The organism is Chryseobacterium polytrichastri (assembly GCF_900142445.1).
GTDB lineage: Bacteria > Bacteroidota > Bacteroidia > Flavobacteriales > Weeksellaceae > Chryseobacterium > Chryseobacterium polytrichastri.
Genome location: NZ_FRAV01000010.1, coordinates 126,407 through 153,185, shown reverse-complemented (window position 1 = coordinate 153,185; position 26,779 = coordinate 126,407). Strand labels below are relative to the sequence as shown.

At 32.5% G+C, this 26,779-nt stretch carries 25 protein-coding genes; 22 read left to right on the top strand and 3 right to left on the bottom strand.

Translation table 11 applies throughout. The features are described from left to right. Window positions 1-106: 106 nt before the first annotated feature. The 3 genes from infB to rimP all read right to left on the bottom strand — a co-directional run bounded on the left by infB (window position 107) and on the right by rimP (window position 4,897). The gene (gene infB, locus BUB80_RS08665) at window positions 107-3,100 is read right to left on the bottom strand and encodes a translation initiation factor IF-2 (RefSeq protein ID WP_073292533.1); all 2,994 of its coding nucleotides are present in this window, start codon (window positions 3,098-3,100) and stop codon (window positions 107-109) included. Window positions 3,101-3,178: 78 nt separating this feature from the next. After that, the gene (nusA, locus tag BUB80_RS08660) at window positions 3,179-4,414 is read right to left on the bottom strand and encodes a transcription termination factor NusA (protein ID WP_054512131.1); all 1,236 of its coding nucleotides are present in this window, start codon (window positions 4,412-4,414) and stop codon (window positions 3,179-3,181) included. 15 nt (window positions 4,415-4,429) lie between these two features. Continuing rightward, complete coding sequence (gene rimP, locus BUB80_RS08655) at window positions 4,430-4,897, bottom strand: ribosome assembly cofactor RimP (RefSeq protein ID WP_073292532.1); 468 nt, start codon at window positions 4,895-4,897, stop codon at window positions 4,430-4,432. A 218-nt stretch (window positions 4,898-5,115) separates the two neighbouring features. On the opposite strand from rimP, the gene BUB80_RS08650 reads away from it, so the two are divergent. From BUB80_RS08650 to BUB80_RS08545, 22 genes are all read left to right on the top strand, one after another. Next, a complete protein-coding gene (locus BUB80_RS08650; protein ID WP_073292531.1) occupies window positions 5,116-6,429 on the top strand; it encodes a UDP-glucose dehydrogenase family protein in 1,314 nt (437 codons plus the stop codon). 4 nt (window positions 6,430-6,433) lie between these two features. Further along, window positions 6,434-7,513: a dTDP-glucose 4,6-dehydratase gene (gene rfbB / locus BUB80_RS08645; protein ID WP_073292530.1), complete on the top strand. Its 1,080-nt coding sequence runs from the start codon at window positions 6,434-6,436 to the stop codon at window positions 7,511-7,513. A 9-nt stretch (window positions 7,514-7,522) separates the two neighbouring features. Then, on the top strand, window positions 7,523-8,386 hold the full coding sequence (gene rfbA, locus BUB80_RS08640) for a glucose-1-phosphate thymidylyltransferase RfbA (RefSeq protein ID WP_073292529.1): 864 nt from the start codon (window positions 7,523-7,525) through the stop codon (window positions 8,384-8,386). Window positions 8,387-8,561: 175 nt separating this feature from the next. Then, complete coding sequence (locus tag BUB80_RS08635; RefSeq protein ID WP_073292528.1) at window positions 8,562-9,410, top strand: ABC transporter permease; 849 nt, start codon at window positions 8,562-8,564, stop codon at window positions 9,408-9,410. 18 nt (window positions 9,411-9,428) lie between these two features. Beyond that, window positions 9,429-10,691, top strand: coding sequence for an ABC transporter ATP-binding protein (locus tag BUB80_RS08630; RefSeq protein ID WP_073292527.1), 1,263 nt, complete (start codon window positions 9,429-9,431; stop codon window positions 10,689-10,691). Then, the gene (locus tag BUB80_RS08625; RefSeq protein WP_073292526.1) at window positions 10,676-11,857 is read left to right on the top strand and encodes a glycosyltransferase family 61 protein; all 1,182 of its coding nucleotides are present in this window, start codon (window positions 10,676-10,678) and stop codon (window positions 11,855-11,857) included. Before BUB80_RS08630 ends, BUB80_RS08625 begins: the two co-directional genes overlap by 16 nt. Continuing rightward, entirely contained in the window at window positions 11,847-12,248 is a 402-nt protein-coding gene (locus tag BUB80_RS08620; RefSeq protein ID WP_228433739.1) for a sugar 3,4-ketoisomerase, read from the top strand. The genes BUB80_RS08625 and BUB80_RS08620 overlap by 11 nt, the downstream gene beginning before the upstream one ends. 2 nt (window positions 12,249-12,250) lie before the next feature. Then, entirely contained in the window at window positions 12,251-12,712 is a 462-nt protein-coding gene (locus BUB80_RS08615) for an acyltransferase (RefSeq protein ID WP_073292524.1), read from the top strand. Further along, complete coding sequence (locus BUB80_RS08610) at window positions 12,705-13,811, top strand: DegT/DnrJ/EryC1/StrS family aminotransferase (protein WP_073292523.1); 1,107 nt, start codon at window positions 12,705-12,707, stop codon at window positions 13,809-13,811. Before BUB80_RS08615 ends, BUB80_RS08610 begins: the two co-directional genes overlap by 8 nt. Before the next feature lie 12 nt (window positions 13,812-13,823). Further along, the gene (locus BUB80_RS08605) at window positions 13,824-14,723 is read left to right on the top strand and encodes a glycosyltransferase family 2 protein (RefSeq protein WP_073292522.1); all 900 of its coding nucleotides are present in this window, start codon (window positions 13,824-13,826) and stop codon (window positions 14,721-14,723) included. A gap of 2 nt (window positions 14,724-14,725) precedes the next feature. Further along, window positions 14,726-15,547 carry a glycosyltransferase family 2 protein gene (locus BUB80_RS08600; protein ID WP_073292521.1) on the top strand — a complete coding sequence of 274 codons (822 nt, stop codon included), beginning with the start codon at window positions 14,726-14,728 and terminating at the stop codon, window positions 15,545-15,547. 1 nt (window position 15,548) lies between these two features. Further along, entirely contained in the window at window positions 15,549-16,418 is an 870-nt protein-coding gene (locus BUB80_RS08595) for a glycosyltransferase (RefSeq protein WP_073292520.1), read from the top strand. 11 nt (window positions 16,419-16,429) lie between these two features. Next, on the top strand, window positions 16,430-17,098 hold the full coding sequence (locus tag BUB80_RS08590; protein ID WP_073292519.1) for an NAD-dependent epimerase/dehydratase family protein: 669 nt from the start codon (window positions 16,430-16,432) through the stop codon (window positions 17,096-17,098). Between the two features lie 8 nt (window positions 17,099-17,106). Continuing rightward, complete coding sequence (locus BUB80_RS08585) at window positions 17,107-18,060, top strand: glycosyltransferase family 2 protein (RefSeq protein ID WP_073292518.1); 954 nt, start codon at window positions 17,107-17,109, stop codon at window positions 18,058-18,060. Between the two features lie 5 nt (window positions 18,061-18,065). After that, window positions 18,066-18,854, top strand: coding sequence for a glycosyltransferase family 2 protein (locus BUB80_RS08580; RefSeq protein WP_073292517.1), 789 nt, complete (start codon window positions 18,066-18,068; stop codon window positions 18,852-18,854). 7 nt (window positions 18,855-18,861) lie between these two features. Continuing rightward, on the top strand, window positions 18,862-19,824 hold the full coding sequence (locus tag BUB80_RS08575) for a glycosyltransferase family protein (protein ID WP_073292516.1): 963 nt from the start codon (window positions 18,862-18,864) through the stop codon (window positions 19,822-19,824). Between the two features lie 3 nt (window positions 19,825-19,827). Then, window positions 19,828-20,964 (top strand): hypothetical protein, encoded by a 1,137-nt coding sequence (locus tag BUB80_RS08570; RefSeq protein WP_073292515.1) that lies wholly within the window; start codon window positions 19,828-19,830, stop codon window positions 20,962-20,964. Window positions 20,965-21,021: 57 nt separating this feature from the next. Beyond that, window positions 21,022-22,824 (top strand): asparagine synthase (glutamine-hydrolyzing), encoded by a 1,803-nt coding sequence (asnB, locus tag BUB80_RS08565; protein WP_073292514.1) that lies wholly within the window; start codon window positions 21,022-21,024, stop codon window positions 22,822-22,824. Between the two features lies 1 nt (window position 22,825). Then, window positions 22,826-23,983: a glycosyltransferase family 4 protein gene (locus BUB80_RS08560; RefSeq protein ID WP_073292513.1), complete on the top strand. Its 1,158-nt coding sequence runs from the start codon at window positions 22,826-22,828 to the stop codon at window positions 23,981-23,983. A gap of 74 nt (window positions 23,984-24,057) precedes the next feature. Next, entirely contained in the window at window positions 24,058-24,888 is an 831-nt protein-coding gene (locus BUB80_RS08555) for an FkbM family methyltransferase (RefSeq protein ID WP_073292512.1), read from the top strand. Window positions 24,889-24,893: 5 nt separating this feature from the next. After that, window positions 24,894-25,829, top strand: a complete 936-nt coding sequence (locus tag BUB80_RS08550) for a glycosyltransferase family 2 protein (RefSeq protein ID WP_228433737.1) — start codon at window positions 24,894-24,896, stop codon at window positions 25,827-25,829. Then, on the top strand, window positions 25,826-26,764 hold the full coding sequence (locus BUB80_RS08545) for a glycosyltransferase family 2 protein (RefSeq protein WP_073292510.1): 939 nt from the start codon (window positions 25,826-25,828) through the stop codon (window positions 26,762-26,764). Before BUB80_RS08550 ends, BUB80_RS08545 begins: the two co-directional genes overlap by 4 nt. The last annotated feature ends 15 nt before the right edge of the window (window positions 26,765-26,779 follow it).

The window sequence follows — 26,779 nt, the reverse complement described above, 5'->3', positions numbered from 1 at the left end:
AACACCGGAAATGATGCATAAAAAATCCGGAAAAGTAAAATCTTCCGGATTCGTATCTTAATTGATAACTTGTAAACCTATTTTAGGACTAGTCATAAAATATAATTTATTTCAATTTCTTCTTAACGGCTACTTCTTCGTAAACCTCAAGAATATCACCAGTTTCGATGTCGTTATAACCTTTTAGGTTCAATCCACATTCGTAACCTTTTGTTACTTCTTTTACATCGTCTTTGAAACGTTTTAAACTTTCAAGTTCACCATCAAATTTCACGATACCATCACGAAGTACTCTTACTTTAGACTGTCTGGTAACTTTTCCTGAAAGAACCATACAACCAGCAATTGTTCCAACTTTAGAAATCTTGAAGACTTCTCTAATCTCAACATTACCAATTACCTGCTCTTTAATCTCAGGAGAAAGCATACCTTCCATTGCTTCTTTAACTTCGTCAATAGCAGCATAGATTACAGAATATGTTCTGATCTCGATTTCTTCCTTATCTGCTAATTCTTTAGCATTACCACCAGCTCTTACATTAAATCCGATAATAATTGCATCTGAAGCAGTTGCTAAGTTAACATCAGATTCTGTGATCTGTCCAACACCTTTATGAAGAATGTTCACATTGATCTCTGCAGTAGATAATCTTTGCAACTGATCTGATAATGCTTCAACTGAACCATCAACGTCACCTTTCAGGATAATATTCAATTCCTTGAACTCACCTAATGCAATTCTTCTACCAAGCTCTTCAAGTGTTGTATGTTTCTTAGTTCTGATAGAAAGTTCTCTTTGAAGCTGCTCTCTCTTATTAGCAATAGTTTTAGCTTCACTTTCATCTTCATATACTTTAAACTTATCACCAGCTGTTGGCGCTCCGTCTAGTCCTAAAATAGTAACTGGGATAGATGGACCTGCTTCCTTAAGGTTTCTTCCTCTTTCGTCAAGCATCGCTTTTACCTTACCATGGTTTTTACCTGCTACTACATAATCTCCAACTTTCAAAGTCCCAGTTTGTACTAACATTGTAGCCACATAACCTCTTCCTTTATCTAATGAAGCTTCAATAACAACACCTTGAGCATTTCTATCCGGATTAGCTTTTAAATCTAGCATTTCTGCCTGAAGTAATACTTTCTCTAATAGAACGTCCATATTATTACCAAACTTAGCAGAAATTTCCTGTGCCTGAACATTTCCTCCCCACTCTTCTACTAAGATATTCATCCCAGAAAGTTGTTGACGGATATTATCAGGATTTGCACTTGGTCTATCTACTTTGTTTATTGCAATAATCATTGGTACACCAGCAGCCTGTGCGTGAGAAATAGCTTCTCTCGTTTGAGGCATCACATCATCATCTGCCGCAATTACAATAATTGCAATATCTGTGATTTGAGCACCTCTGGCTCTCATTGCTGTAAACGCTTCGTGACCTGGTGTATCTAAGAATGTAATTCTCTGACCATTTTCCAATTTCACGTTATAAGCACCAATATGCTGCGTAATACCTCCAGATTCACCAGCAATAACATTTGTTTTTCTGATGTAGTCAAGTAATGACGTTTTACCGTGGTCAACGTGACCCATTACTGTAACAATTGGAGCTCTGAATTGAAGATCTTCTTCACTGTCGATTTCGTCTTCAGCATCAGTTTCTTCCAGATCAGCATCCGAGAATTCTATTTTATAACCAAATTCATCAGCAACTAATAATAAAGTATCAGCTTCTAATCTTTGGTTCATTGTTACCATTACTCCTAGAGAGAAACAAGCAGAAATTACTTCTGTTGCGCTTACATCCATCAAACTTGCCAATTCTCCGACAGTGATAAATTCTGTAACTTTTAGTGAAGTATCTCTTGCATCTGCTTCCTGCTGACGCTCATCTTGTTCTCTACGGTAAGTTCTTTTATCTTTTCTGTGTTTAGCAGATTTAGATTTACCTCCTTTATTGGTTAATTTCTCAAGGGTTTCCTTGATTTGGTTTTTAACTTGCTCGTCGGTTAATTCAACAGGCATCGTTCTTTGACCAGGTCTGTTGTTGTTTCCACCACCTGGGCCTTTTTTGAAACCACCACCTTGTCCTGGAGGACGATTTCCTTGGTTATTACCAAAACGAGGTCCACCTTGTCCTGGAGGACGGTTTCCACCTGGGCCACCTTGACCTTGAGGACGGTTTTGCCCACCACCTTGGTTGTTTCCTTGACCTGGCGGACGGTTTCCTTGAGGACCACCTTGGTTGTTATTATTTCCTCCTTGTTGATTGTTTCCTGAGTTTGCCTGATTAGGCCCTCCAGGTTTTTCAATTCTTTTTCTTTTCTTTTTAGCCCCAGAATTAGGTTTTGGTGCAAACTGACTTAAGTCGATTTTTTCACCAACAATTTTAGGACCATCAAGTTTTTGATAAACCGTTTCAATCTTCTGCGGTTCTTGAGGCTCTGGCTCTACTTTTTTAGGCTCGTCCTTAACCTCAACAGGTTTAGCTACGGGCTCTACAACGGGCTTTGGAGCTTCTTTCACAGGCTCAACTGGTTTTTCCTCCGCTTTTTTATCTTCCACTTTAGGTTTATCTTTTTTTACAGGTCTATTTCTAGATTCTATCTGAGACAAGTCAATTTTATCCAGAACTTTGAATTCCTGCTTTTCTTTCTCAGGAGCCGCCTTTACTTCTGGTTCCGGTGTTGGCGTTGGTGGTACTACTACTTCTTCTATTTTCTTTTCTTCTACCACTACCGGTGCTGCTACAGGAGCAACAGGAGTTTCTTCAACTTCAGGGGTTTTAGACTCTAAGTCTATTTTACCTAAAATTCTAGTTTCCGGTCTGTTAGCTTTAGCTCTTATTACTTCAGGGGTTTTCTTTTCTTCAATTTCCAGTTTTTCTTCCGGAACTTTCGTGATCACCACCTCATGGGAAGCTTTACGTTGTTCGCCATCTTTGGCAAACTCAGCTTCCAATGCAGAATATGCCGCTTCTTCTAATTGAGCGTTAGGATTGCTTTCAACCTCGATACCCTTAGCTTGTAAAAACTCTACTAATCTGGACATCGAAATATTGAATTCCTTAACCGCTTTATTTAATCTTATTTTTGGCATCTATTATATTTACTATTTTTTTAATTCTTAAAATTAAAGTATTTCTTTTTACTGATTATTAAAATTTATCTCAAAATCTTAACTTTCAAATTCTTCTCTTAAAATACGTTTTACATCTTCAATCGTTTCCTCTTCCAAGTCAACCATTTTGATAAGACTTTCCGTATCTTTATCCAATACTGATTTTGCAGTAGTAAGACCTACTTTCTTAAATTCATCCAGAATCCACTGCTCGATATCGTCATTAAATTCTCTCAATTCAACATCATCATCTTCGCTAGCCTCTCTAAATACATCAATTTCATATCCTGTTAACCAAGAAGCCAATCTGATATTCTGACCTTGCTTACCGATAACTTTAGAAATCTCTTCAACTGGGGTATACACCAAAGCATAATTGGTCTCCTCGTTGATGTCAATTTTATTGATGGTAACATTTCCTAAAGCTCTCTTCACTAAAATCTCAGGGTTTTTAGACCACTGAATAACATCGATGTTTTCATTTCTCAACTCTCTTACAACGCCGTGAATTCTTGATCCTTTAACACCCACACAAGCACCAACTGGATCTATTCTGTCATCATAAGCATCTACTGCAATCTTCGCCTTTTCACCAGGAATTCTTACTACTTTTTTCAATATAATAGTACCATCTTGGATCTCAGGAATTTCCAACTCTAATAACTTCTCTAGGAATTTAGGTGCAGTTCTGGAAATAATAATCTGAGGTTTTGAACCTTTAAAATCTACTGATTCAACAATAGCTCTGATATTTTCACCTTTTTTAAAGAAGTCAGAACTAATCTGATTTTCTTTTGGCAAGATAAATTCATTCTCTTCATCATCCAATAAGATCACATGTTTGTGACGGATATGGTGAATTTCTCCAATTACAATCTCTCCGATTCTGTCTCTAAACTGCTCATACAACATTGCGTTGTTATGTTCCTGCAATTTAGTTGCTAAAATCTGCTTCAACGTAAGAATATTTCTTCTTCCTAATTGGGCAACAGGAATTTCCATTGTAAAATCCTCGCCTACTTCGAAAGTTGAATCTATTTTCTTTGCTTCAGAGATCTCGATTTCCAAATCATCGTCTTCCGACATTTCGTCCTCTACAATCGTTTTATTTAAAAATATCTGAAAATCTCCTTTATCCGGGTTCACAATTACATCAAAATGATCATCTGAATCAAATCTTTTTCTCAAAAGAGTCTTCAGTGAATCTTCAATAATTGCCATAAGATCGATCTTACTGATCCCTTTTTCGTCTTTAAAATCACCAAAGGATTCAATCAACGCTATATTATCCATTTATTCTTTTTTCTTTTAAAATTTAATTGCTACTAATGCTTTTTTAATCTCAGCGTAAGGAATTTCTTTTTCCTCCACCACATCTACTTTACCTTTCCCCACTTCTTTTGGTTTTCGGTAACGTAAAATAAGAGTAATCTTTTCCTCATCTACTTTCAATAATTCACCTTCAATTTCAGAAGAATCTGTCAGCATAATTTCGATCTCTCTTCCTAAATTTTTATTGAATTGTCTCGGAGTTACCAAAGGCTCGCTTAATCCAGCAGACATAACCTGTAAGCTGAAATCATGTTCTTCGCGATCCATATTGAATTCTATTGCACGACTTGCATCAAGACAGTCTTGCACAGAAACTCCGTTGTCTCCATCTAAAATCACCGTAATGTCATCCCCTGCAGAAAACTTTAAATCAATAAGAAATAAATCTTCTCTTGTTTCAAGGAACTCATTTAATAATTCTTCAATTTTTTTTCTAAACTCCATAAATTATATTAACCTTGGTTTACCTGTACGAAAAAAGGCTTTCTTCCGAAGCCTTCTCATTTTTTCCCGTAAATCCAATGCAAATATACAATTTTTTTCTAAAAAAGCAAAAATCTCTTATAATCAAGCATGTAAGTTAATATTCATTTACATTAAATTAAAAGGCGCAGTGAAAGTATTTTTACTATTTTTGTCATGAATTTTTAAAAACATACATTTTGAATATAACGATTGTAGGAACAGGTTATGTAGGATTAGTTACAGGAACTACCCTAGCAGAACTTGGCAATTCAGTATACTGTGTAGATATTGATGAGAAAAAAGTAGAAGGTATGAAAAACGGCGTAGTTCCCATCTATGAGCCGAACCTTGAGGAAATGTTTCTAAGAAACATTCAATCTGAAAGATTATTCTTCACTACCAATTTAAAAGAAGCTTTAGACAAAAGCGAAGTTGTATATTTAGCCTTACCAACTCCACCAGGAGAAGATGGCTCAGCAGATCTTTCTTATGTTCTGAAAGTAGCCAATGATATCGGTGAACTCATGACAGAATATAAAGTTGTTGTTAATAAAAGTACTGTTCCCGTAGGAACTGCTGACAAAGTGAGCGAGGTAATTGCATCAAAAACAAGCATTCCTTTCGATGTTGTATCTAACCCGGAATTTTTAAGAGAAGGCTTTGCTGTTGAAGACTCAATGAATCCCGCAAGAGTGGTTGTAGGATCAAGTTCTGAAAGAGCTAAAGATGTAATGTCTAAAATTTATCAGCCTTTTACCAACACAGGTATTCCTATTATATTTATGGATGAGAAGTCATCTGAATTAACAAAATATGCTTCCAATTCTTTCTTGGCCGTGAAAATCACTTTTATGAATGAAATCGCCAACTATTGTGAAAAAGTAGGTGCAGACGTTGATAAAGTAAGATTAGGAATGGGAAGTGATGACAGAATCGGTCATCGGTTTTTATTCCCTGGAATCGGATATGGAGGAAGTTGTTTCCCTAAAGATGTAAAAGCTTTAATCAAATCTGGAAAAAAGGAAGATTTCAATTTCCAAATTCTGGAAGCTACTGAAAATGTAAATATTGCTCAAAAAGTAATTTTAGTATCTGAAATTGAAAAATATTTCGGAGGAAGTGTTGAAGGAAAAACAATCGCCATGTGGGGATTAGCTTTTAAAGCAAATACAGACGACATTCGTGAAGCATCTTCTTTAGACAATATTGACATATTATTAAAAAAAGGTGCAAAAATCATTGCATACGATGCTGTTGCTGAAAATAATGTTAAAAAATTAATCGGCGACAAAATACAGTATGCAAAAGGAATGTATGACGCCTTAGAAGATGTAGACGCTTTATTCATCGCAACAGAATGGCCAGAGTTTAAAAATCCTAATTTTGAACTAATGGCTAAAAAAATGAAAAATAAAGTTATTTTTGATGGAAGAAACATGTATCCATTAGAGGTTCCAGAACAAAACGGATTCTATTATAAAAGTATAGGAAGAAAGACAATTTCAAAATAGACAGATGAAAAACATAATCATTACCGGAGGAGCAGGATTTATAGGATCCCACGTTGTAAGAGAATTTGTAAAAAATAACCCAAATACAACAATCATCAATCTTGATGCTCTTACTTACGCTGGAAATCTAGAAAATTTAAAAGACATCGAAAACGAACCTAATTACGTATTCGAAAAAGCAGATATCACCAACCCTGAAGAATTAAGAAAAGTATTTGAAAAATACAATCCTCAAGCTGTCGTTCACTTAGCTGCAGAAAGTCATGTAGACAGAAGTATTACAGATCCAATGGCATTTATTAATACCAATGTAAACGGGACAGCCAACCTTCTTAATCTTTGTAAAGAATTCTGGACATTAAATCCTGATCATACTCATGGAAGATTCCCAGACGAAAAAAGACAAAACTTATTTTATCACGTTTCAACCGATGAAGTGTATGGAAGTTTAGGAGAAACAGGATTTTTCTTAGAAACAACGGCTTACGATCCACAGTCTCCATATTCAGCTTCAAAGGCAGCTTCTGACCATTTGGTTAGAGCGTACGGAAATACTTATGGAATGCCTTTTATTGTATCAAACTGTTCAAACAATTATGGACCGAACCACTTCCCTGAAAAGCTGATTCCACTCTGTATTTCAAATATCCTTAATGAAAGACCATTGCCAATTTATGGTGACGGAAAATATACAAGAGATTGGTTATACGTAATTGATCATGCAAAAGGTATTCACCAAATTTTTAATGAAGCTAAAACAGGAGAAACTTATAACATCGGTGGTTTCAATGAGTGGCAGAATATTGACTTAGTGAAAGAACTAATTAAGCAAATGGATGCTAAATTAGGAAAACCTGAAGGTCATTCCGAAAAACTGATTACTTTTGTAAAAGACAGACCAGGACACGACAAACGTTATGCTATAGATGCTACCAAACTTAATAAGGAACTTGGGTGGAAGCCTTCCGTAACTTTTGAAGAAGGTTTAGGAAAAACAATTGACTGGTACCTTGAAAATAAAGAGTGGTTAGAGAATATCACTAATGGAGATTATCAAAAATATTACGATAATCAATACAATTAAACACACAAAATGAAAGGAATAATATTAGCCGGAGGTTCCGGAACAAGACTTTACCCTCTTACAATTGCTGTAAGTAAGCAATTAATGCCTGTTTACGACAAACCAATGATTTATTACCCGCTTTCAACTTTATTATTAGCGGGAATTAAAGACATTTTAATTATTACAACTCCACATGACCAAGCTGGATTTATCAAGCTTTTAGGGGACGGATCACAAATTGGGTGTAACATAGAATATATTGTACAGCCTAGCCCGGATGGTTTAGCACAAGCTTTTATCTTAGGTGATAAATTTATCGGTGACGATTCTGTAGCCTTAGTTCTAGGGGATAATATTTTCTACGGTTCCGAAATGGGAGCTTTGTTAAAAAATAAAACCAACCCTAATGGAGGTGTTGTATTCGCTTATCATGTTGCTGATCCTGAAAGATATGGTGTTGTAGAATTTGACAATGACTTCAAGGCTGTTTCCATAGAAGAAAAACCTGTAAGTCCAAAATCAAACTACGCTGTTCCCGGACTATACTTTTATGATAATGAAGTCGTAGAAATTGCTAAAAACATACAACCTTCCCCAAGAGGAGAACTTGAAATAACCGATGTAAACAATGTTTATTTAAGTAAAAATAAACTTGAAGTAGGTGTTCTGGACAGAGGAACAGCTTGGTTGGATACTGGAACATTCGACTCTCTGCATGATGCATCTGAGTTTGTAAGCGTTATTGAGAAAAGACAAGGATTTAAGATTGGATGTATCGAAGAAATTGCTTTCAGAAACAAATTCATTAATGAAGAAAAATTGTTAGAAACAGCTATTAAATACGGCAAAAGTGGATATGGTGCATATCTTAAGCAACTTGTAAATAAATAATCAAAACAATATTAATAAATAAAAAAACTATTGGCTTTATGGTCAATAGTTTTTGCTCATAACGATAATTTTCAATACATTAGTTATTATTTTTAGTTCCATATGACGAAGAATTCATAATCTAAAAAATTTTAGCTAAATTAATTATTATAAATTTGTATAAATTTTGACACAAATGAATGAACCACAACAAAAGTGGACAGAAACCATTGAAGCAAACCACACTTTGTTTGATCTAAAGCTCAAAGAAGTTTGGAAATACAAAGATCTTATTTACATGTTTGTAAAGAGAGATTTTATATCAAGTTTCAAGCAAACTATTTTAGGACCTATCTGGTTCTTTATCAATCCCATTTTAACAACATTTACCTATTTAATTATTTTTGGCCGAATTGCCGGATTATCTACAGACGGAGCTCCTCAAATATTATTTTACTTAGCAGGTGTTACTCTTTGGAACTATTTTTCAGGAGCATTAATTGGTACATCAAGTACATTTACAGGCAATGCTGCAATTTTCGGAAAAGTTTATTTTCCAAGGCTAGTTACACCTATTTCAATTGTAATTTCGAACCTGATGCGTCTTAGCGTTCAGTTTCTTTTATTTATAATTGTTTGGGCTTATTACTTAGCTAAAGGAAATATTCATCCCAATATATGGATGTTGGCGACTCCATTTTTAGTTGTTCTTATGGCTATTTTTGCTTTAGGTGTTGGAATGATATTTTCTGCACTTACTACAAAATATAAAGACCTTACTATGCTTCTTGGTTTTGGTGTAAGTTTATTTATGTATGCTACTCCGGTTATTTATCCAGTATCTGCACTTGTCGGGCCATTCAAAAAGTTAGCTTATTACAATCCGTTAACTGGGATTTTTGAATGCTTCAAATATGGCTGGCTGGGCGTTGGAGATTTTTCACCATTAATGTTGGGAATAAGTACCATTATCATCTTTGCACTTTTGGTAATAGGAGTATTAGTTTTCAATAAGATAGAAAAAACTTTTATGGACACTGTATAATTTTTAAACTGGAAAAATATGTTAGCTTTAAAAGCAGAAAATATATCAAAACAATATCGCCTGGGACAAGTAGGAACAGGTACTCTTTCTCATGACCTTAATAGATTTTGGCATCAATTAAGAGGTAAGGAAGATCCCTATTTAAGAATTGGAGAAACTAATGATAGAACATCAAAAGGCGATTCAGAATATGTATGGTCACTCCGAGATATTGATTTTGAAATTGAACAAGGTGATGCTGTAGGTATTATCGGAAGAAATGGTGCAGGAAAATCTACTTTATTGAAACTTTTAAGTAAAGTAACAAAACCTACTACAGGTCAAATATTTACCAATGGTAGAATTGCATCATTATTAGAAGTTGGAACAGGTTTTCACCCTGAAATGACAGGTCGTGAAAACGTATTCCTAAATGGAGCTATTCTTGGAATGACCCGTAAAGAGATCACAAGAAAATTTGATGAAATTGTTAATTTCTCAGGCGTAGAAAGATATATAGATACTCCCGTAAAAAGATATTCTTCAGGAATGTATGTGCGTTTGGCATTTGCCGTTGCTGCACACTTAGAATCAGAAATTCTTATTGTAGATGAAGTTCTGGCTGTAGGAGATGCTGAGTTTCAGAAAAAATGTCTTGCTAAGATGTCAGATGTTACAAAGGATCAAGGACGTACAATATTATTCGTGAGCCATAATATGACTGCAATAAAGTCGCTTTGTAATAAAGGTATTGTGCTTTCTAACGGTAATATAATTTACAATGGTATTACTGAAAGAGCATTGAGCATGTATAACGGAGACAAACAATCATTTGGAAATAGCGTTGTTCTTGGGGATCATAAAGATTTCAAAAATAATTTATTCGATCTAAATAGAATTTCTTTGGTAGATGAAAATCTGCAACCTAAAGAATCAGATTTTCAAGAAGATCAAAAATTCAGTCTGCTTACAGATATTACAATAAAAGATAGTGTTAATGATTATCATTTGTCTTATGTTGTAAAGAATTTTAATGGCGAGATTATTTTTACAATGACTAATGCCTATAAAACAAAATTGCAGGTTGGCAACAATAAACTTCTATGTGATATCCCTAAAGACTTTTTTAATGTAGGAGAGTATATTGTAGGCTTATATATTATTCGAAATATGAACGAAAGTGCGCTTCATGAGGATGACATTTTAACATTCAGAATAACTGAGAGAAACAAAGAATTAGGTGAATGGCTAGGTGTAGAACCTGGTTTTATTAAAACTAATTTCGAATGGCAACTATTATAGAAAAATTTGTTGCTTATATAAAAAGTAATGACTCGCTTTCAATTTTTTTTAAAAGAGCAGTTTATAATTATAGATATAAGCCAAATTCACAAATAGTAAGTATACAGAATATTGAGAACTGCAAAGTTAACATTGTTCAAAAGCTTTTTGATAGAGGGGAATTTAAAAATTATTTTCCAAAAATTTTTAATAAGGATGAACTTTATAATGAAGTTTTAACTCCCGAAGTTTCACTTTATCAATTTAATAATGCTTACATAGATATCAACTCTTCTTCTATTTTATTAAAAGAAAATTTGGTTACTTTTAGAACTAAAGATGAAAGATTCAATGAAGGTTTTATAAAATTTCATAATAATAAACATGCTAAAATAGAGAAAAAAGCAGAAATTGAGGAACTGAATGAAGGCTTATTTTTAGGAGGAAATGGTTCATGGAATTGGTTTCATTTTCTAATAGAAATAATACCAAAGCTTACATTATTTAAGGAGCAATACACCAACATCCTCTTTGTAAATCAAATTATCTTAAAAATTCCAAGTATGAAAAGAATACTGGATGTTTTAGTAGAAAATAAATTTGAAATTAAATATTTAAGCTCAGAAAAAACATATTTTATAAAAGAACTATATTATATAAACGATTTCAACCATGTACAGTTCAATCGTTTTGATAAACTTATTACAAGTGATGGAACATTTTATAATGCTGAAATTACCCGTAATTTTTCTAATTTAGTTTCAGAAAAATTATTAATAAAAGATAATTTACCGGATAAGATATTTTTATATAGAAAAAACACACATCGGGTAGCAGAAAATCAGGATCGGATATTAGAGTTTTTAAAAGATTTCGGGTTCGTTGCAGTCTGTCTTGAGGAATTAAGTATCGATGAGCAGGCAAGCTATTTTAGAACAGCTAAATTTATTATTGGTATCACCGGAGCAGCATGGTCAAATATGCTTTTTTGTAGAAACCAACCTAAAGCAATATGTTTTGTTCCAGATAATGCAGAAGAATTTACTGCTTTTTCTAATTTAGCAAAGATATTCAGAGTCGATTTTTATGCCCAGTTATACAAAAATGACGGAGCTCATACCAATAGTAATTTTATAATTAATTTTGAAAAATTTGTAGAACTATTTAATTATGTTAATGGAAAATAATAAACCACAAATAATAACTTTTGACAAAATAGGTTCTTCACAATTAGGTTATATTACAATAGCTGAAGCACAAAAAAATATTCCTTTTGATATACAACGTGTGTATTGGACATATTATACTCCGCAAGATGTTATAAGAGGTGGCCATGCCCATAAAAAACTTCAACAGGTAATCTTTGCTGTTTCAGGAACCATAACCTTCAATACAGAAGATAAAGAGGCAAATAAAGAAGTTTTTATTCTAGATCATCCGACAAAAGGATTATTTATACCAAAGCTGATTTGGAGAGATATTCAATTTTCCCATAATGCAATTCTATTATGCTTAGCCTCAGAACTTTATGACGAGAAAGATTATTTTAGAGATTTTGAAGAATTTAAAAATTATTAAAAATGATTCACGCTTTAGCTCATGTACAATCTCAAAATATAGGAGATGGCACAAATGTTTGGCAGTTTTGTGTCATTCTTAAAGAGGCAAAAATAGGCAACAATTGTAATATCAATTGTCAAGTTCTTATTGAAAATAATGTTACCATAGGAAATAATGTTACCATAAAACCTGGAGTTCAGATTTGGGATGGGATCACCATTGAAGATGATGTTTTCATTGGTCCTAATGCAACATTTACTAACGATTTATTTCCAAAATCTAAAAATAAAGACTTTAAACTAGAAGAAACTTTAATAAAAAAAGGAGCTTCTATTGGCGCAAATGCTACCATACTAGCAGGAATTACTATAGGAGAAAACGCACTCATCGGCGCTGGAAGTGTAGTTACCAAAAATGTACCTGCAAATGAAATCTGGGTTGGAAATCCAGCAAAATTTTTAAAGAAAAATACAAATGATTAAATTCCTCAACTTACAAAAAATAAACCTTACCCACCAACAGGAAATTGAAGAAACAATATTACAAACTTTCCGTTCTGGATGGTATTTGTTGGGTGATAAGGTAAAAACTTTCGAACAAGAGCTTTCACAATACTGCAATGTTCCTCATGCTATTGGTGTAGCCAATGGTTTAGATGCTTTGAGATTGATTTTCAGAGCATATATAGAGTTGGGCATAATGAAAGAAGGTGATGAAATTTTAGTTCCTGCAAATACTTATATTGCATCTATTCTTGCTATTACAGATAATAAATTAGTCCCTGTTTTAGTAGAACCGGATATCAATACTTATAATATTGATATTTCTAAAATTGAAGAAAAAATAACGTCTAAAACCAAGGCTTTACTTCTTGTTCATTTGTATGGAAGCATTGTATTCTCAGAAGACATAGAAAATATTGCTGAAAAACATAATTTAAAAATAATTGAAGATAATGCCCAAACAATCGGCGCTGTCTGGAAGAATAAAAAATCCGGAAGTCTGGGAGATGCAGCAGGATTTAGTTTTTATCCCGGAAAAAATCTGGGAGCTTTGGGAGATGCGGGAGCTGTTACTTGTAAAGACCAGGAGTTGGCAACTTGCATCAGAACTCTAGCAAATTACGGTTCGCAGAAAAAATATGTAAATCAATATCAAGGGTACAACTCTCGTTTAGATGAAATTCAGGCTGCTGTTTTATCTGTAAAACTGAAATATTTAGGCACAGAAAACAATAGACGCAAAGAAATTGCAAAAAGATATCTTACAGAAATTGTAAATTCTAATATTGTTCTTCCTCATCATAAAATAGAAGAAAACAGTCATGTTTATCACCTTTTTGTCATTAGAACAGAAAACAGAGATCAGTTACACAAATATCTTGAGGAAAACGGAATCCAAACATTGATCCACTATCCTATTCCTCCTCATCATCAGGAAGCTTATTCTGATTTGAAAGAATTGGAGTTACCTATTACAGAAAAAATTCATAACGAAGTTTTGAGTTTACCCATATCTCCTGTAATGACGGATGATGAAGTATCAACAGTTATACACGCTTTAAATAACTATCAGAAATAATATCACATTATTTTGGAAAAAAAAGATTTAGTAAGTATCGTTGTTTGCAGTTACAATCAAGGAAAATATATCAAAGAATGTCTTGATAGTGTTAAAGCGCAGACTTATCCGAACATTCAGTTAATTGTTGCAGATGATGCTTCACCCGATAATTCTGTTCAAGTTTTTGAAAACTGGCTTTCAGAAAATAATTATCCCGCGACTACTCACTTTCATCAAAAAAATACGGGGCTTGCCACTGTTCTTAATGAATGTATTGAGCTTATAGAAGGAAAGTATGTAAAAGTCATTGCAGCTGATGATTTCCTGCATCCCGAAGCCATAGAAAAATGTGTGGCAGAGTTGGAAAAATCAGGTAAAGATTACGGAATGGTATTTACCGACACTTACGGAATTGATGAAAACTCAAACAGCATTCCAGATATTGCAGACTACAACTCATTAGGAAATATTAATAAGGATGATTTTAGGAAATTATTAATAAAAGGTAACAGGGTTGCTGCATTAACAGTTCTAATGACAAAAGAAGCTTTGATAAAAACCGGAGAATATAAATCTGACTATTTAGTTGAGGACTATTACCGATGGTTAAAAATCAATGCACTATATTACATCGCTTATATTCCAGAAAAACTGGCTTATTACAGAATTCATGGAGAAAATATTTCTATATCTAAAAAACAAAGAATTGATACTGAAACATTGATTCTTCAAATGATGTTCGATAAAAATGGCGATGCAAAAGATAAAATAAATGACAAGACACAGAAATCTTATTTTACTGGAGAAAAAATTTCATCAGAATATAGTAAGGCATATCAAAAATATCCTTATCATATTAAAAGATTAAAAATCGCTATACAGTATAAACTTCCTGTTTCTCTGTATAAATTTTTAAGTAAAATCATTTAAAAATGAATCCAAGAATTTCCATTATCGTTCCCTGCTACAATCAGGCTGAATATCTTGATGAATGCCTGCAAACAGTTCTTGAACAAACGTATCAGAGCTGGGAATGTATTATTGTAAATGATGGTTCTCCTGATAACACAGAAGAAGTTGCCAAGAAATGGGTTGAAAAAGACAATCGTTTCAAATATCTTTATAAAGTAAACGGAGGCTTATCATCCGCAAGAAATGCCGGAATAGAAATTGCCAACGGAGAATGGATCTTACCTTTGGATTGCGACGACAAGATTGGAGATCAGTATCTCAAATTGGCCGAAGAAAAATTTAATAACGGGTATACTGTTATTTATTGCAAAGCAGAGTTTTTTGGTACAGCAGAAGAATCTTGGAAATTAGTCGATTATAATTATGACCATTTATTACGAGAAAACCTTATTTTCTGTACTGCTTTTTTTAAAAAAGAAGACTGGAAAATATCGAACGGTTATGATTCAAATTTAATCTATGGAAAAGAAGATTGGGACTTTTGGTTATCTATTTTAGACGAAAAAAAGAATGTTCTCTGTCTTGATTATTTAGGCTTTTTCTATCGTAGAAAAGACGAGTCTATGGATGTTGAAATCAATCAGAATAAAACTAAAAAAGATTTTTCATTAAATTATATTTATAAAAAACATTTAGAAAAATATCTTCCGAAAGATATGAACGCTATAGACAATTTTATACAGCAAAGAAATATTGGAAGAAGCCTCAATTTTTATAATGAGATCGTTAATAAAAATACAATTAATAAATTTTTGTTTAAATTAATTAATAAAACGTCTTAAAATGCTCTCCATTATAATCTCATCATACCAGCAATCCTATTATGATCAGCTTGTTAAAAATATTAACGAGACGATTGGTGATGGGATATTGTATGAAATTATACAAATGTGGAATCCCAATGTAATGAGCATCACAAAGGCTTACAATCTTGGAGCAGAAAAATCACAATATAATAATCTTCTGTTTATTCATGAAGATCTGATTTTTCACACACAAGGTTGGGGTGAAAAATTGATGACCCACCTCAACAAAGAAAATATTGGAGTTCTAGGCTTGGCAGGCTCCTCATATGTTCCTGCAGCACCCTCTAGTTGGACTGTTGCAGAAAAATACAATTTTTTAAATATTTTACAGGGTACTAAAGAGAATACACAATCCGTTCATCTAAAAACTACGCTGCAAAATATGACTGAAGTATTTGCAGTTGATGGCGTTTTTATGGCAATCAAAAAAAAGGATTATTCAGAGATTAAATTCAATGAAGATTTATCGGGGTTTCATGGATATGATTTGGATTTTAGTCTAAGGTGTTCCCAAAAATTTCAAAACTATATTATTGATGATATTCTCATTGAACACTTTTCAAAAGGAAATCAAACTAAAGAATGGTTTGATGCCAATATAAAAATCACACAGAATTTAAATTTTAACTTTAATAAAAAAAATGATTCTGAAACCGAAAAAAATATTTTCTTAGGCTTTTTGTATAAGTATTTTGAATATTATCTCATCAATAGAAAAAATATTCTTTTTACATTAAAATTTTATCCGTTAAATAGAATTAATTTTAAAGATCATATTGTAATCGCAAAAAAATACTATCATTACCTAAAATATGCTTCTGATATTAATAAAAAACTAAAGCCTTAAAAATAACACAAATGATTATAGGAAATGGACTTATCGCAACCTCACTAAAAAATATAGATTCAGACGAAATGCTGTTCTTTGCTTCTGGCGTTTCAAACTCCCTAGAAACCAGAAGGTCTGAATTTGAAAGAGAATTCACCCTTTTAAAAAATGCTTTAGAAAACAATCGCAACAGCAAACTTATTTATTTCTCTACATTAAGCATTAATGATCAGTCAAAGCAAAACAGTCATTACGTTCTTCATAAAAAGGAAATTGAAAATTATATTCAAAAAAATTCTGATAATTATCTGATCCTAAGGATTGGAAACATTGTTGGAAGAGGAGGAAACCCCAACACTCTTTTCAATTATCTGAAAACACAGATTTCAAATAACAATAAATTTGCACTGCATACTAAAGCCAGAAGATTATTAATAGATATTGATGACATTGCTCAGTTTCTAAATATCAGCTGTTCGCAAATAAAAAATGAGACCATTAATTTTGCATACCCTTATTATTATGATTTGAGTGAAATCATTAACGCAATCCAAGTAAAAATGGATAAAAAAGCACACTATGAGGAAGTGAACGAAGGGGATTTTTACAAAGTGACTTTCGATGAAAATATTAATGCATTTTTCTCGAAAACAAGTGCTGAAAATTATATAAAGATTCTGACCGAAAAATATATTTAAAAACACACATGAATAAAGTTTATTTGATCATCGTTACGTATAATGCTATGAAATGGACGGAAAGATGTTTTACAAGCTTAAGACATTCTAATCATCCTGTAAAATGTATTGTAATTGATAATGGTTCCACAGATGGTACGCAAGAATATATAAGAACTACTTTTCCCGAAGTAGATTTCATACAATCTGCCGAAAATTCAGGTTTCGGAAAAGCTAATAATGTTGGAATAGAAAAAGCATATAAAGAAGGTGCCGATTTTGTTTATCTCATGAATCAAGATGCATGGATTTTCCCTGATAGTGTTGAACAGCTATTGGAGGTTTACAAATCTTATCCTAATAAGGAACAAATCGGTATTTTAAGTCCGATGCATATGGATGGAAGTGAAAAAAGATTCGATCTCCATTTTGAAAACTACATTGCACAAGATGCTAAAAATAACAGATTAGTTTCTGATATGTTTTTTGGTAATCTTAAGCCGTTTTATGAAATAAAATTTGTGAATGCTGCCCATTGGTTTATTCCAAGAAACATCATTGAGAAAGTAGGCGGTTTCAACCCATACTTTTTTCATGGAGCTGAAGACTACGACTATATCAACAGAGTTACTTATTTCGGATTCAAAATACTTGTTTGCCCGAAAAGTAAGGTTGTACATGATGCAAAAGTACAATCCTTTGAAAAAGAGCAACAAAAAACACCTGCCGAAATATTAGCCAGACAGAGACTTTCCATGCAAATGCAAAGGGAAACGAGATATATGAATCCCAATTTTGATTATAATATCAAGAGAGAAAAAAAAGCTTTCCTTACCTCTATTTTAAAAGTGGGAGCACAAAGAAATAGAAGTGAATATAAATTTTATATGGAGCAGTATAAGTATTTCTCCACGAAATTTAAAGAAATTGATGCTTATAGAAAAACATCAATGACTGGGAAACATCCATTTTTAAATCTATAATCATAATGGAAAAACTACCTATAAGCATCTGTATCCTTTCTTGGAAAAGTGGAAGTACGCTGAAAAACACGCTGAGATCATACAAAAAATATGGCCTTTTGGAGATGGTGGATGATATTGTAATCCTTTTTCAGGAAGTAAGTGAGGAAGACAAAAGAACTGCGGAAAAATATAAAGTCAAGTATATTGGCTTAAAAGAAAATATTGGGATTGGAAAAGGCATGAAAATGCTGGCCGAAAATGCATCCACCGAAAACATTCTTTTTCTAGAGCATGATTGGGAACTTATTGAAGAAAAAAACTTTGTATTTTCTCATCTTAAAGGCGGGCTAGATTTGCTTAATAATGGATTTGACGTTGTAAGATTCCGAAGTAGAAAAAATCCAGGATATCCTTTGATATCAATTAGAAACAAAGGTAAAGAGCTCGATTACTATGATGATTGGCATGAATGTACCTCTCCTCACCTGCTTGAATCACTCCATTGGCTAGATCCGGCGGTAGAGTTTCCTGATAAAATACAAAAGCAGGGAGAATACTTCGTCACAACTTCCCGATGGGCCAATTGGACGAACAATCCTTATCTTGTTAAAAAAAATTATTTACTTGAAAAAATCCTCCCTTTTTCCGGAGAATCTGTTTCTCTTGAAAGAAATATTGCTTCTTGGTGGGTAAAGCAGGATTTTAAAATAGCACAAGGCGAAGGTCTTTTTACACACAGTGATTTTACGAAATATCCGAAGAAAAGTCTTCTTCGCAAAATATTGAGTAAATTGAAAAATAAATTTAAATAAACACATAATGAAAATCCTTTTTCATGAGAACGAACTCAATTATAGAGGGACTTCCATCGCATTATATGATTACGCAGATTTCAATGAAAGATATCTTGGAAATGAATCTATCATTATATACAATAAAACATTACCTACCAATCATCAGTTAGGAATTGAAAAATTCAAAAACCGTTTTCAGGTAATTGATTATTCCGATTTTAAAGAAGTTGACACCATCATCAAAAACAATAATATTGATTTGTTTTATGCCATCAAAAATGGTTTCCAAGACGGTGTAGAGACAAAAGAGTGCAAAACAGTTATTCATAGTGTTTTTAAATATTTAGAACCCCATGGAGACGTCTATGCTTATGTATCAGAATGGCTGAGTGAGGAAATGACAGGATCTAAATCTCCATTCGTTCCACACATGGTCAATTTCGGAGCCGAAACTCATGAAGATCTGAGAACGGAACTTAATATTCCCAAAAATGCCAAAGTTTTTGGATATTATGGTGGCGGTCAAAGTTTCAATATTACTTTTGCTCAAAAAACAGCAGAAAAAATGGCTTCAAAATATAAAGACGTTTATTTCATTTTTATGGGAGTAGACTCTTTTGTGAAGAAAAAATGGTGGAAATCTGCTCTGCCCAATATTATATTTCTCCCTCCAAGTTCAGACATTATGATGAAACTTAAATTCATCAACACTTGTGATGCATTGCTTCATGCAAGAGAAAGAGGTGAAACATTTGGAATCACTGTTGCCGAATTTGCAATTAAAGGAAAACCTGTCATCACTTTTGCAGATTCTCCAGAAAAAGCTCATAATATGCATTTGAAAGATAAAGCATACTATTATCGTAACGAAAAAGAATTGCAGGATATCATTTTAGATTCAGACCTTAAATTATCTGCAAAAGAACTGTATGAAAAGTTTTTACCACATCCTGTAATGGATACATTTAAGAATGTATTTATTGATTAGAGCATGAAAACTAAAGTCATTAACTATATTATAAGTCTTATACTGGTAGTGTATTATTACATCAGTATTACAACTACCTATTCACTCATTGTAATTAATAAAGGAGGATGGTATCTTGGCGAATGGCTTATTAATTATCAAGATGGTGGTTTTAAGCGAAGAGGCTTTTTCGGTTCTTTGTTTATCTTTATCAATGAGGTTACTAAAATCAATCTGGAAAATATTATATTTTCTTTCTTATTTTTAGTCTATACTTTATTTTTCTATTTACTGATAAAGCTTTTTTGGAAGGAAAAAAATAACCTTCTGGTCATTGCTCTTATACTACTTCCTGCAGGTTTTGGTATGATGGTAAAAGAACCTTCAATTGCATCAAAAAAAGAAATTATATTCTTCCTTTTCTACCTCATCTATATTTTATGTATACGTTCTAAAATTATTATTAGAGATTTTGTTATCAGTCTATTTATCATTGTAGCAATTTTAACTCATGAAGCAGCATTTTTTTATTTACCATTTGTAAGTTTTACCTATTTTCTTAACAATAAAGGATCATCATTAGATAAAATAAAAAAAGTATTCATTTACCAACTGCTTCCTTCTACCATTATCATGGCATTCCTTTTTAAGTTCGGTATAAATATAAGCACAGGGAACTCAGTGCTATTTTTAAAGAATCACGGATTAGTACTTCAGGAATTGGGAATTTATGAGTATGATCCTAACTATAATGTTTTAGATATTTACAAAGCCAGTATATATAGTTATCAAACCTACATCATTAGTATATTTCTTGGTGCTTTTACTTTTTATATCTACTGTAAATTAAATGCCGTTAAGATTAATCTCCTATTCTTAAGCTTACAAACTATATTTTTAATCCCTTTATTTTATTTAGCCGTGGATTGGGGAAGATGGGTCAATATCTTCTTTTCTCTATTAACTATTTTTATTGTTACAGAACAAAAATTAGTACTTACTCGGAAACAGGAAATAATAACCGTAATATTAATATTATTCAATTCTTCATGGACCATGTTGCTTAAAACCACCGGATTTATAACATTTCCATTTCTTGATGATTTTCTTAAACAAGTATATTATTTTGTATATTTTAAAATACAAAAGATATTTATTTAAATAATCATCTCATTAAAAATACAAACACTAAATTAAACTTCCCTTAAAAAATTACCTATGTGTGGAATAGCCGGAATCATAACCAATAATGCAAAAAAATATCAGGAAGAAATTCAAAAAATGACAAATGTTATGGCCTATCGTGGTCCGGATTCTGAGCATTTTGAATTTTATGACAATGCCGCATTAGGTCATAGAAGACTTTCAATTATAGACCTTTCTGAAAATGGAAAGCAACCCATGTTTTCTGATACAAAGAAAGAATGCATTGTTTTAAATGGTGAAATCTATGGTTATCAGGCAATAAAAGACCAATATGCAGATTATCCTTATCGTGGAGGTTCAGATACTGAGGTTGTTCTTGCCATGTATCAGAAGAAACAAGAAAATTTGATCCATGATCTTCCCGGAATGTTTGCTTTTGCCCTTTGGGATAATGAAAAACAAGAACTATTCTGCGCAAGAGATCGCTTTGGAGAAAAACCTTTTTATTATGCTATTGGGAAAGATGGTGAATTTATTTTTGCATCTGAGATCAAAGCAATTTTAGCCTCGGGACTTGTAAAACCTGAAATTGATAAAGCTCAGATTGCCTATTATTTAAAAAACGGATATATCCATCCTCATCAAACTATTTATAAAAATATTTTCAACCTTAAACCAGCTCATACATTAGTATATAAGAACGGAAATATAGCAATTAAGCCATATTGGAAAGTTCCTACAGAAACCACAAAATTGAGCTTGGGTGAAAGTGTAGAAAAATTTAAATACCTTTTAGACAGTGCCGTAAAAAAACAATTAATAGCAGATGTTCCTGTAGGTTCTTTCCTTTCGGGAGGACTTGACTCTAGTACGATTGTTGCGGTAGCATCAAAATATAAAGAAAACATCAAAACATTGGTTTACGGTTATGATAGTGGCGATTTAAACGAGATGCCGTATGCACAAGCCATTGCAGATAAATATAAAACTGACCATCATATTCTTTTAGATAAGAAACAAAAAATTTCCGAAACGTTGCAGGAAGTTTATTCCTATATGGATGAACCGTTGATGGATTCTTCTTTACTTCCTACTCATCTTATTTTCAAACAAGCTTCGAAAGATCTGAAAGTTATTCTTTCCGGAGATGTGGGTGATGAGTTATTCGGAGGGTATAGTTTTTACAGGTATAATGTAAATCTTTCTCAAAAAGGTTTTTACCCAGATTATCTTTCCAAGATGATTCTTTTAGCAGGAAAATTTAAAGATATTGGGTCAGAAAGACGCCACAGAGCAGAATATAGTGATACTCTCGATTATCATCAGAACAAGGTTCGAAATCATTTTTCTATTTCTGAAATTAGAAAACTGGGCATCAATGAGGGAATTCCTGCACAAGATTTTAGCTTTACCCCTAAAAATGAAGATTTTAATGATCTTATGAGAATAGATCTGGAAAAATATGTTCCCGGTAACATGTTATTGAAAGGCGACAGAACTTCTATGTATAATTCTGTAGAAGTAAGAATTCCATTTTTAGATATTGATTTTGCTGAGTTCTGTATTCAACTTCCTTGGCAGTATAAAGTAAACTCAACGGAAGATAAAATTATATTGAGAAAAGCTTATTCTCAGGCGTGGACAGAAGAAATTGCAAAACGTAAAAAAAATGGTTTTGGAGCATCCGTCAATGAATGGTTCAAAGAAACTGAACTTCAAGATTTAAGCAAAGAACTTCTTGAAAACAAGAACAGTTATATCTTTCAGTTTTTAGATTTCAATGAAGTACAGAAAAAACTTAATAAACAGCTTCAACATTGGAGTTTATTGATTTTAGCACTTTGGTTTCAGAATAATAAAAATCATTTACAATAAGATGAAAATAGGCCTGACACAAAATGACTATCCCATTAAAAGAAATATTTTAAATAAAGTTTCTGGATTTGAGTATGTATTTCTACGAAAAAACAACAATTTTTTTCATTCATTATCTACCGTGAAAAATATTTTGTTCAGAAAAAAAGATAATATTGAAGGAAAGTATTTTTTCTATCAAAAACCAAAGATTGATATCCTTCATCTTTACAATGATATTAATTATTCTTCTCAGAAGTGGGTCGCTTCTTTTGAAACGCTTGTTCCCAGGTTTCTTGAAACCAGAAATGATCATCAGAAAACAGAACCTCAACATACCCGTAATAAAAAAACTGAAAACGCGCTCAAGCAGATTTCCAGAAAGAACTGTTTAGGAATCATCTCAATTTCTCAAGCTTCTGCAAATATTCAGTTAGAGCTTTTGAAAAACTATCCTGAATTTCAAGAAATTATCAACAATAAACTTTCTGTGATACATCCTTCGCAGGAGGTTATTCCGAGAGATTCCCTGAGCGTTTATAAAAACATAGAAAGTTTTAATCTTATTTTTGTTGGAACTCAATTTCACCTAAAAGGAGGAGTGGAAATGGTAGAAGTACTAAAGAAATTAAAGGAAAAACACAATTTTAAACTTACGATTGTTTCTTCTTTTAAAACAGATAATTATGTAACGAAGGTGACTGAAAAAGAAGCCCAAGAAACTAAAGAACTTTTGAAAAAGGAAGAATGGATCGAAATTTTCGAAAACATTCCTAACGAAAAAGTGATCGAGCTTATTAAGCAATCTCACGTTGGTTTGTTACCCACTTGGTCCGATACTTATGGGTTTTCTGTATTGGAAATGCAGGCTGCAGGAGTTCCTGTTATTAGTACAGACATAAGAGCATTACCGGAAATTAATAATGAAAATTGTGGCTGGTTGATTCATATTCCTCAAAATCGTTTAAAACAAGCACTTTACTATACCAATGAACAAAAAGAAGAACTAAAAAAAACATTGAAAGTACAGCTTGAAAATGTTCTTGAAGATATTTTGGTACATCCGGAACAACTCTTGGAAAAGTCAAAAAATTCATTGGAAAGAATCAAAAAAAATCATGACCCTATTATTTTCAGTGAAAAATTAAACGCAATATATAGCAAGATTAAACAGTTCTAGAATAGAGTTCAAAAACAAAGATTCACCAAAAACAGTTATCAATAAATTCAAAATAATTATAAATAACCATTAATATGTCAACATTATTAACATCAGTGAAAAATAGCATTAATAGCATTTTTTTTAAAGAAGGAATAATTAATTTTATTAAAAGAAAACGAAACATTTCATTTCTCGATAATAGAAAACTTTTTATAATTAATTATAATAATAGAAAAACTAAAATATATCTAAATAAGAAATTCGGGTATGTTGATCTTTATATTTTCAAAAATGGAATTTATGAACAGGAGATCATTGATGATATAAGACATACGCTTTCTAAAGAAAAGGTATTATTGGATATTGGGGCAAATATTGGGCAGCATAGCTTATTACTCGCACCTTATTGCAAGGAGATTTATGCCTTTGAACCAATTCCAGATGTCTATAAAGAGTTTAGTGAGAGTATTAAAGAAAACAAGTATCAAAATGTAAAGCTCTTTAATACTGCAATAGGCAAAGATTCTATTGTACATACTTTTAATTATGTAGCAGGCCATGCTGGTATGAGTTCATTTATAGAATCTAAAAACCCTGGGAATAAAGTAATTAATGTTCAAGTTGAGCCTTTAAATAAAATGGTTGCCGATAAAAAATTTGATGTTGTAAAATTAGATGTTGAAGGCTACGAGGCGGTTGTAGTTTTAGATAATAAAGACATTTTCTTGCAAAACAGACCAATATTTTTCATGGAATTTTGTCCTTTAGCAATTGAAGAAGAAGGTACTTATACTCCTCAGACCTTAATACAATTCTTTTTAGATAATAATTACAAAATATATAGCAGACAATTAAAAAAAGAATTCTATAGCATCGCACCAGAATTAATTATCAATGACAACCTAATTATTACCCCACTTTAACAATAATGCAAATATCTGTAATTATACCCGTTTATAATGCAGCAGAATTTTTAGAAAAAGCTGTAGATTCTGCGTTGCAGTTTAATGAAGTACAGGAAATAGTATTAATTGAAGATAAATCAACCGATAATTCATTAGAGGTTTGCCAAAAGTTGATTGTCAAAGATTCCAGAATTAAATTATATCAACACGCCGACAAAGGAAATCACGGTGCCGGAGCTTCTAGAAATCTAGGTCTTGAAAAAGCAAATTGCGAATTCATTTCTTTTTTGGATGCAGATGACTATTATCTTTCCAACCGTTTTGAGGCGGAAAAAGAAATTTTCAAAGAAGCAAAAATCGAAGGTGTTTTTGGTGCCATCGGAATTGAATATTTAACCGAAAAAGGAAAAGAAGAGTTTCAGAGTAAATTTAAAAACATTTCTTTAACTACCGTTAATTTTCCTGCAGAAGGCGAGACCGTTTTGAAAGGCTTATTAGGTTTAACACCTACCGTTTTTGGAACATTCTTTCATTTGAATGCACTTACCATAAGAAAATCGGCTTTAGTTAAAAATAATCTTTGCTTTAACGAAAATCTTCGGGTACATCAGGATTCCGATTTTATCACTAAATTGGCTTATCATTGCTATTTAAAATCTGGAATTATAGATAAAGCCATTGCGATAAGAGGCGTTCACGATAATAACAGGATCACAAAAATCATAAGATATTCCCCTCAATATAATCAGAGGCAATTTCTTTTATGGAAATCTTTATATGATTGGTCAAGTACCAATCCATTACCATTAGACTGCAAAAGAAAAATTTATTTAACCTATACATCATTTGACTTATCTTTAAAAACAGGATTAAATAAATATTTTTGTATCTTTTTAGAAGCTATTAAAAATCCTCAAATAGTAAAAACACAATATCGTTTCACTTATCTCAACCGATGAAAATATCCGTAATCATTCCCGTTTATAATGCTGAAAAATACATTTCGCAAGCCGTAGAATCAGCTTTACAGTTTGAGGAAGTATATGAGATTATTTTAATTGAAGATAAATCTCCGGACAATGCGCTGCAGGTTTGTCAGAAATTAGCAGAAAAATATAATCAGATAAAATTGTACCAGCATTCTGATAAAGGTAACCACGGTGCCGGAGCTTCCAGAAATCTCGGATTAGAGAAAGTAACCGGCGATTTCGTTGCATTTTTAGATGCCGATGATTATTACTTACCCAACAGATTTGATGCCGAAAGAGAGCTTTTCAAAAATCCCGAAGTTGATGGGGTGTATGGAGCCAATGGAGTACAATATTATTCGGAAAAAGCCAGAGAGCAGTACTACCCTATTTATAAAGATAAATTAGATACCGTATACAAAAAAACAAATCCTGAAGATGTTTATTTAGGGTTAATTAATTTGCGTGGAACTTTTGGATTGATTCATCTGGATGCTCTAACAATACGAAAAACAGCTCTTTCTAAAATGAGCAAAATGTTTGAAACCTCTCTCCGTCTTCATCAGGATTCGGAAATTATCGTAAGGCTCGCTTTTTATCTTAGACTTTTTACAGGAATCAATGAGCAACCTATTGCCTTAAGAGGAATCCATGAAGATAATAGAATAACAAAAGTAGATTCAGGGAAAACAAATCCTGCAACAACGCGGGTTTTATTGTGGAGAGAATTGAGTAAATGGGCTGAAAATGAAGAAGGTGTTCCTGAAGATGTAAAACTTCACATCCAAAGAATGCTTCGTAGTTTTGAGATTGCCATTGCTCCCGGTTTCAAAAAATGGGGAATGATTGGAAAATACCTTATTACGGATTATAGAAGTATTAGATCGGGACTTTATAATATCAATTTTAGATCAACTATTATTTAATTTACATTCTATTTT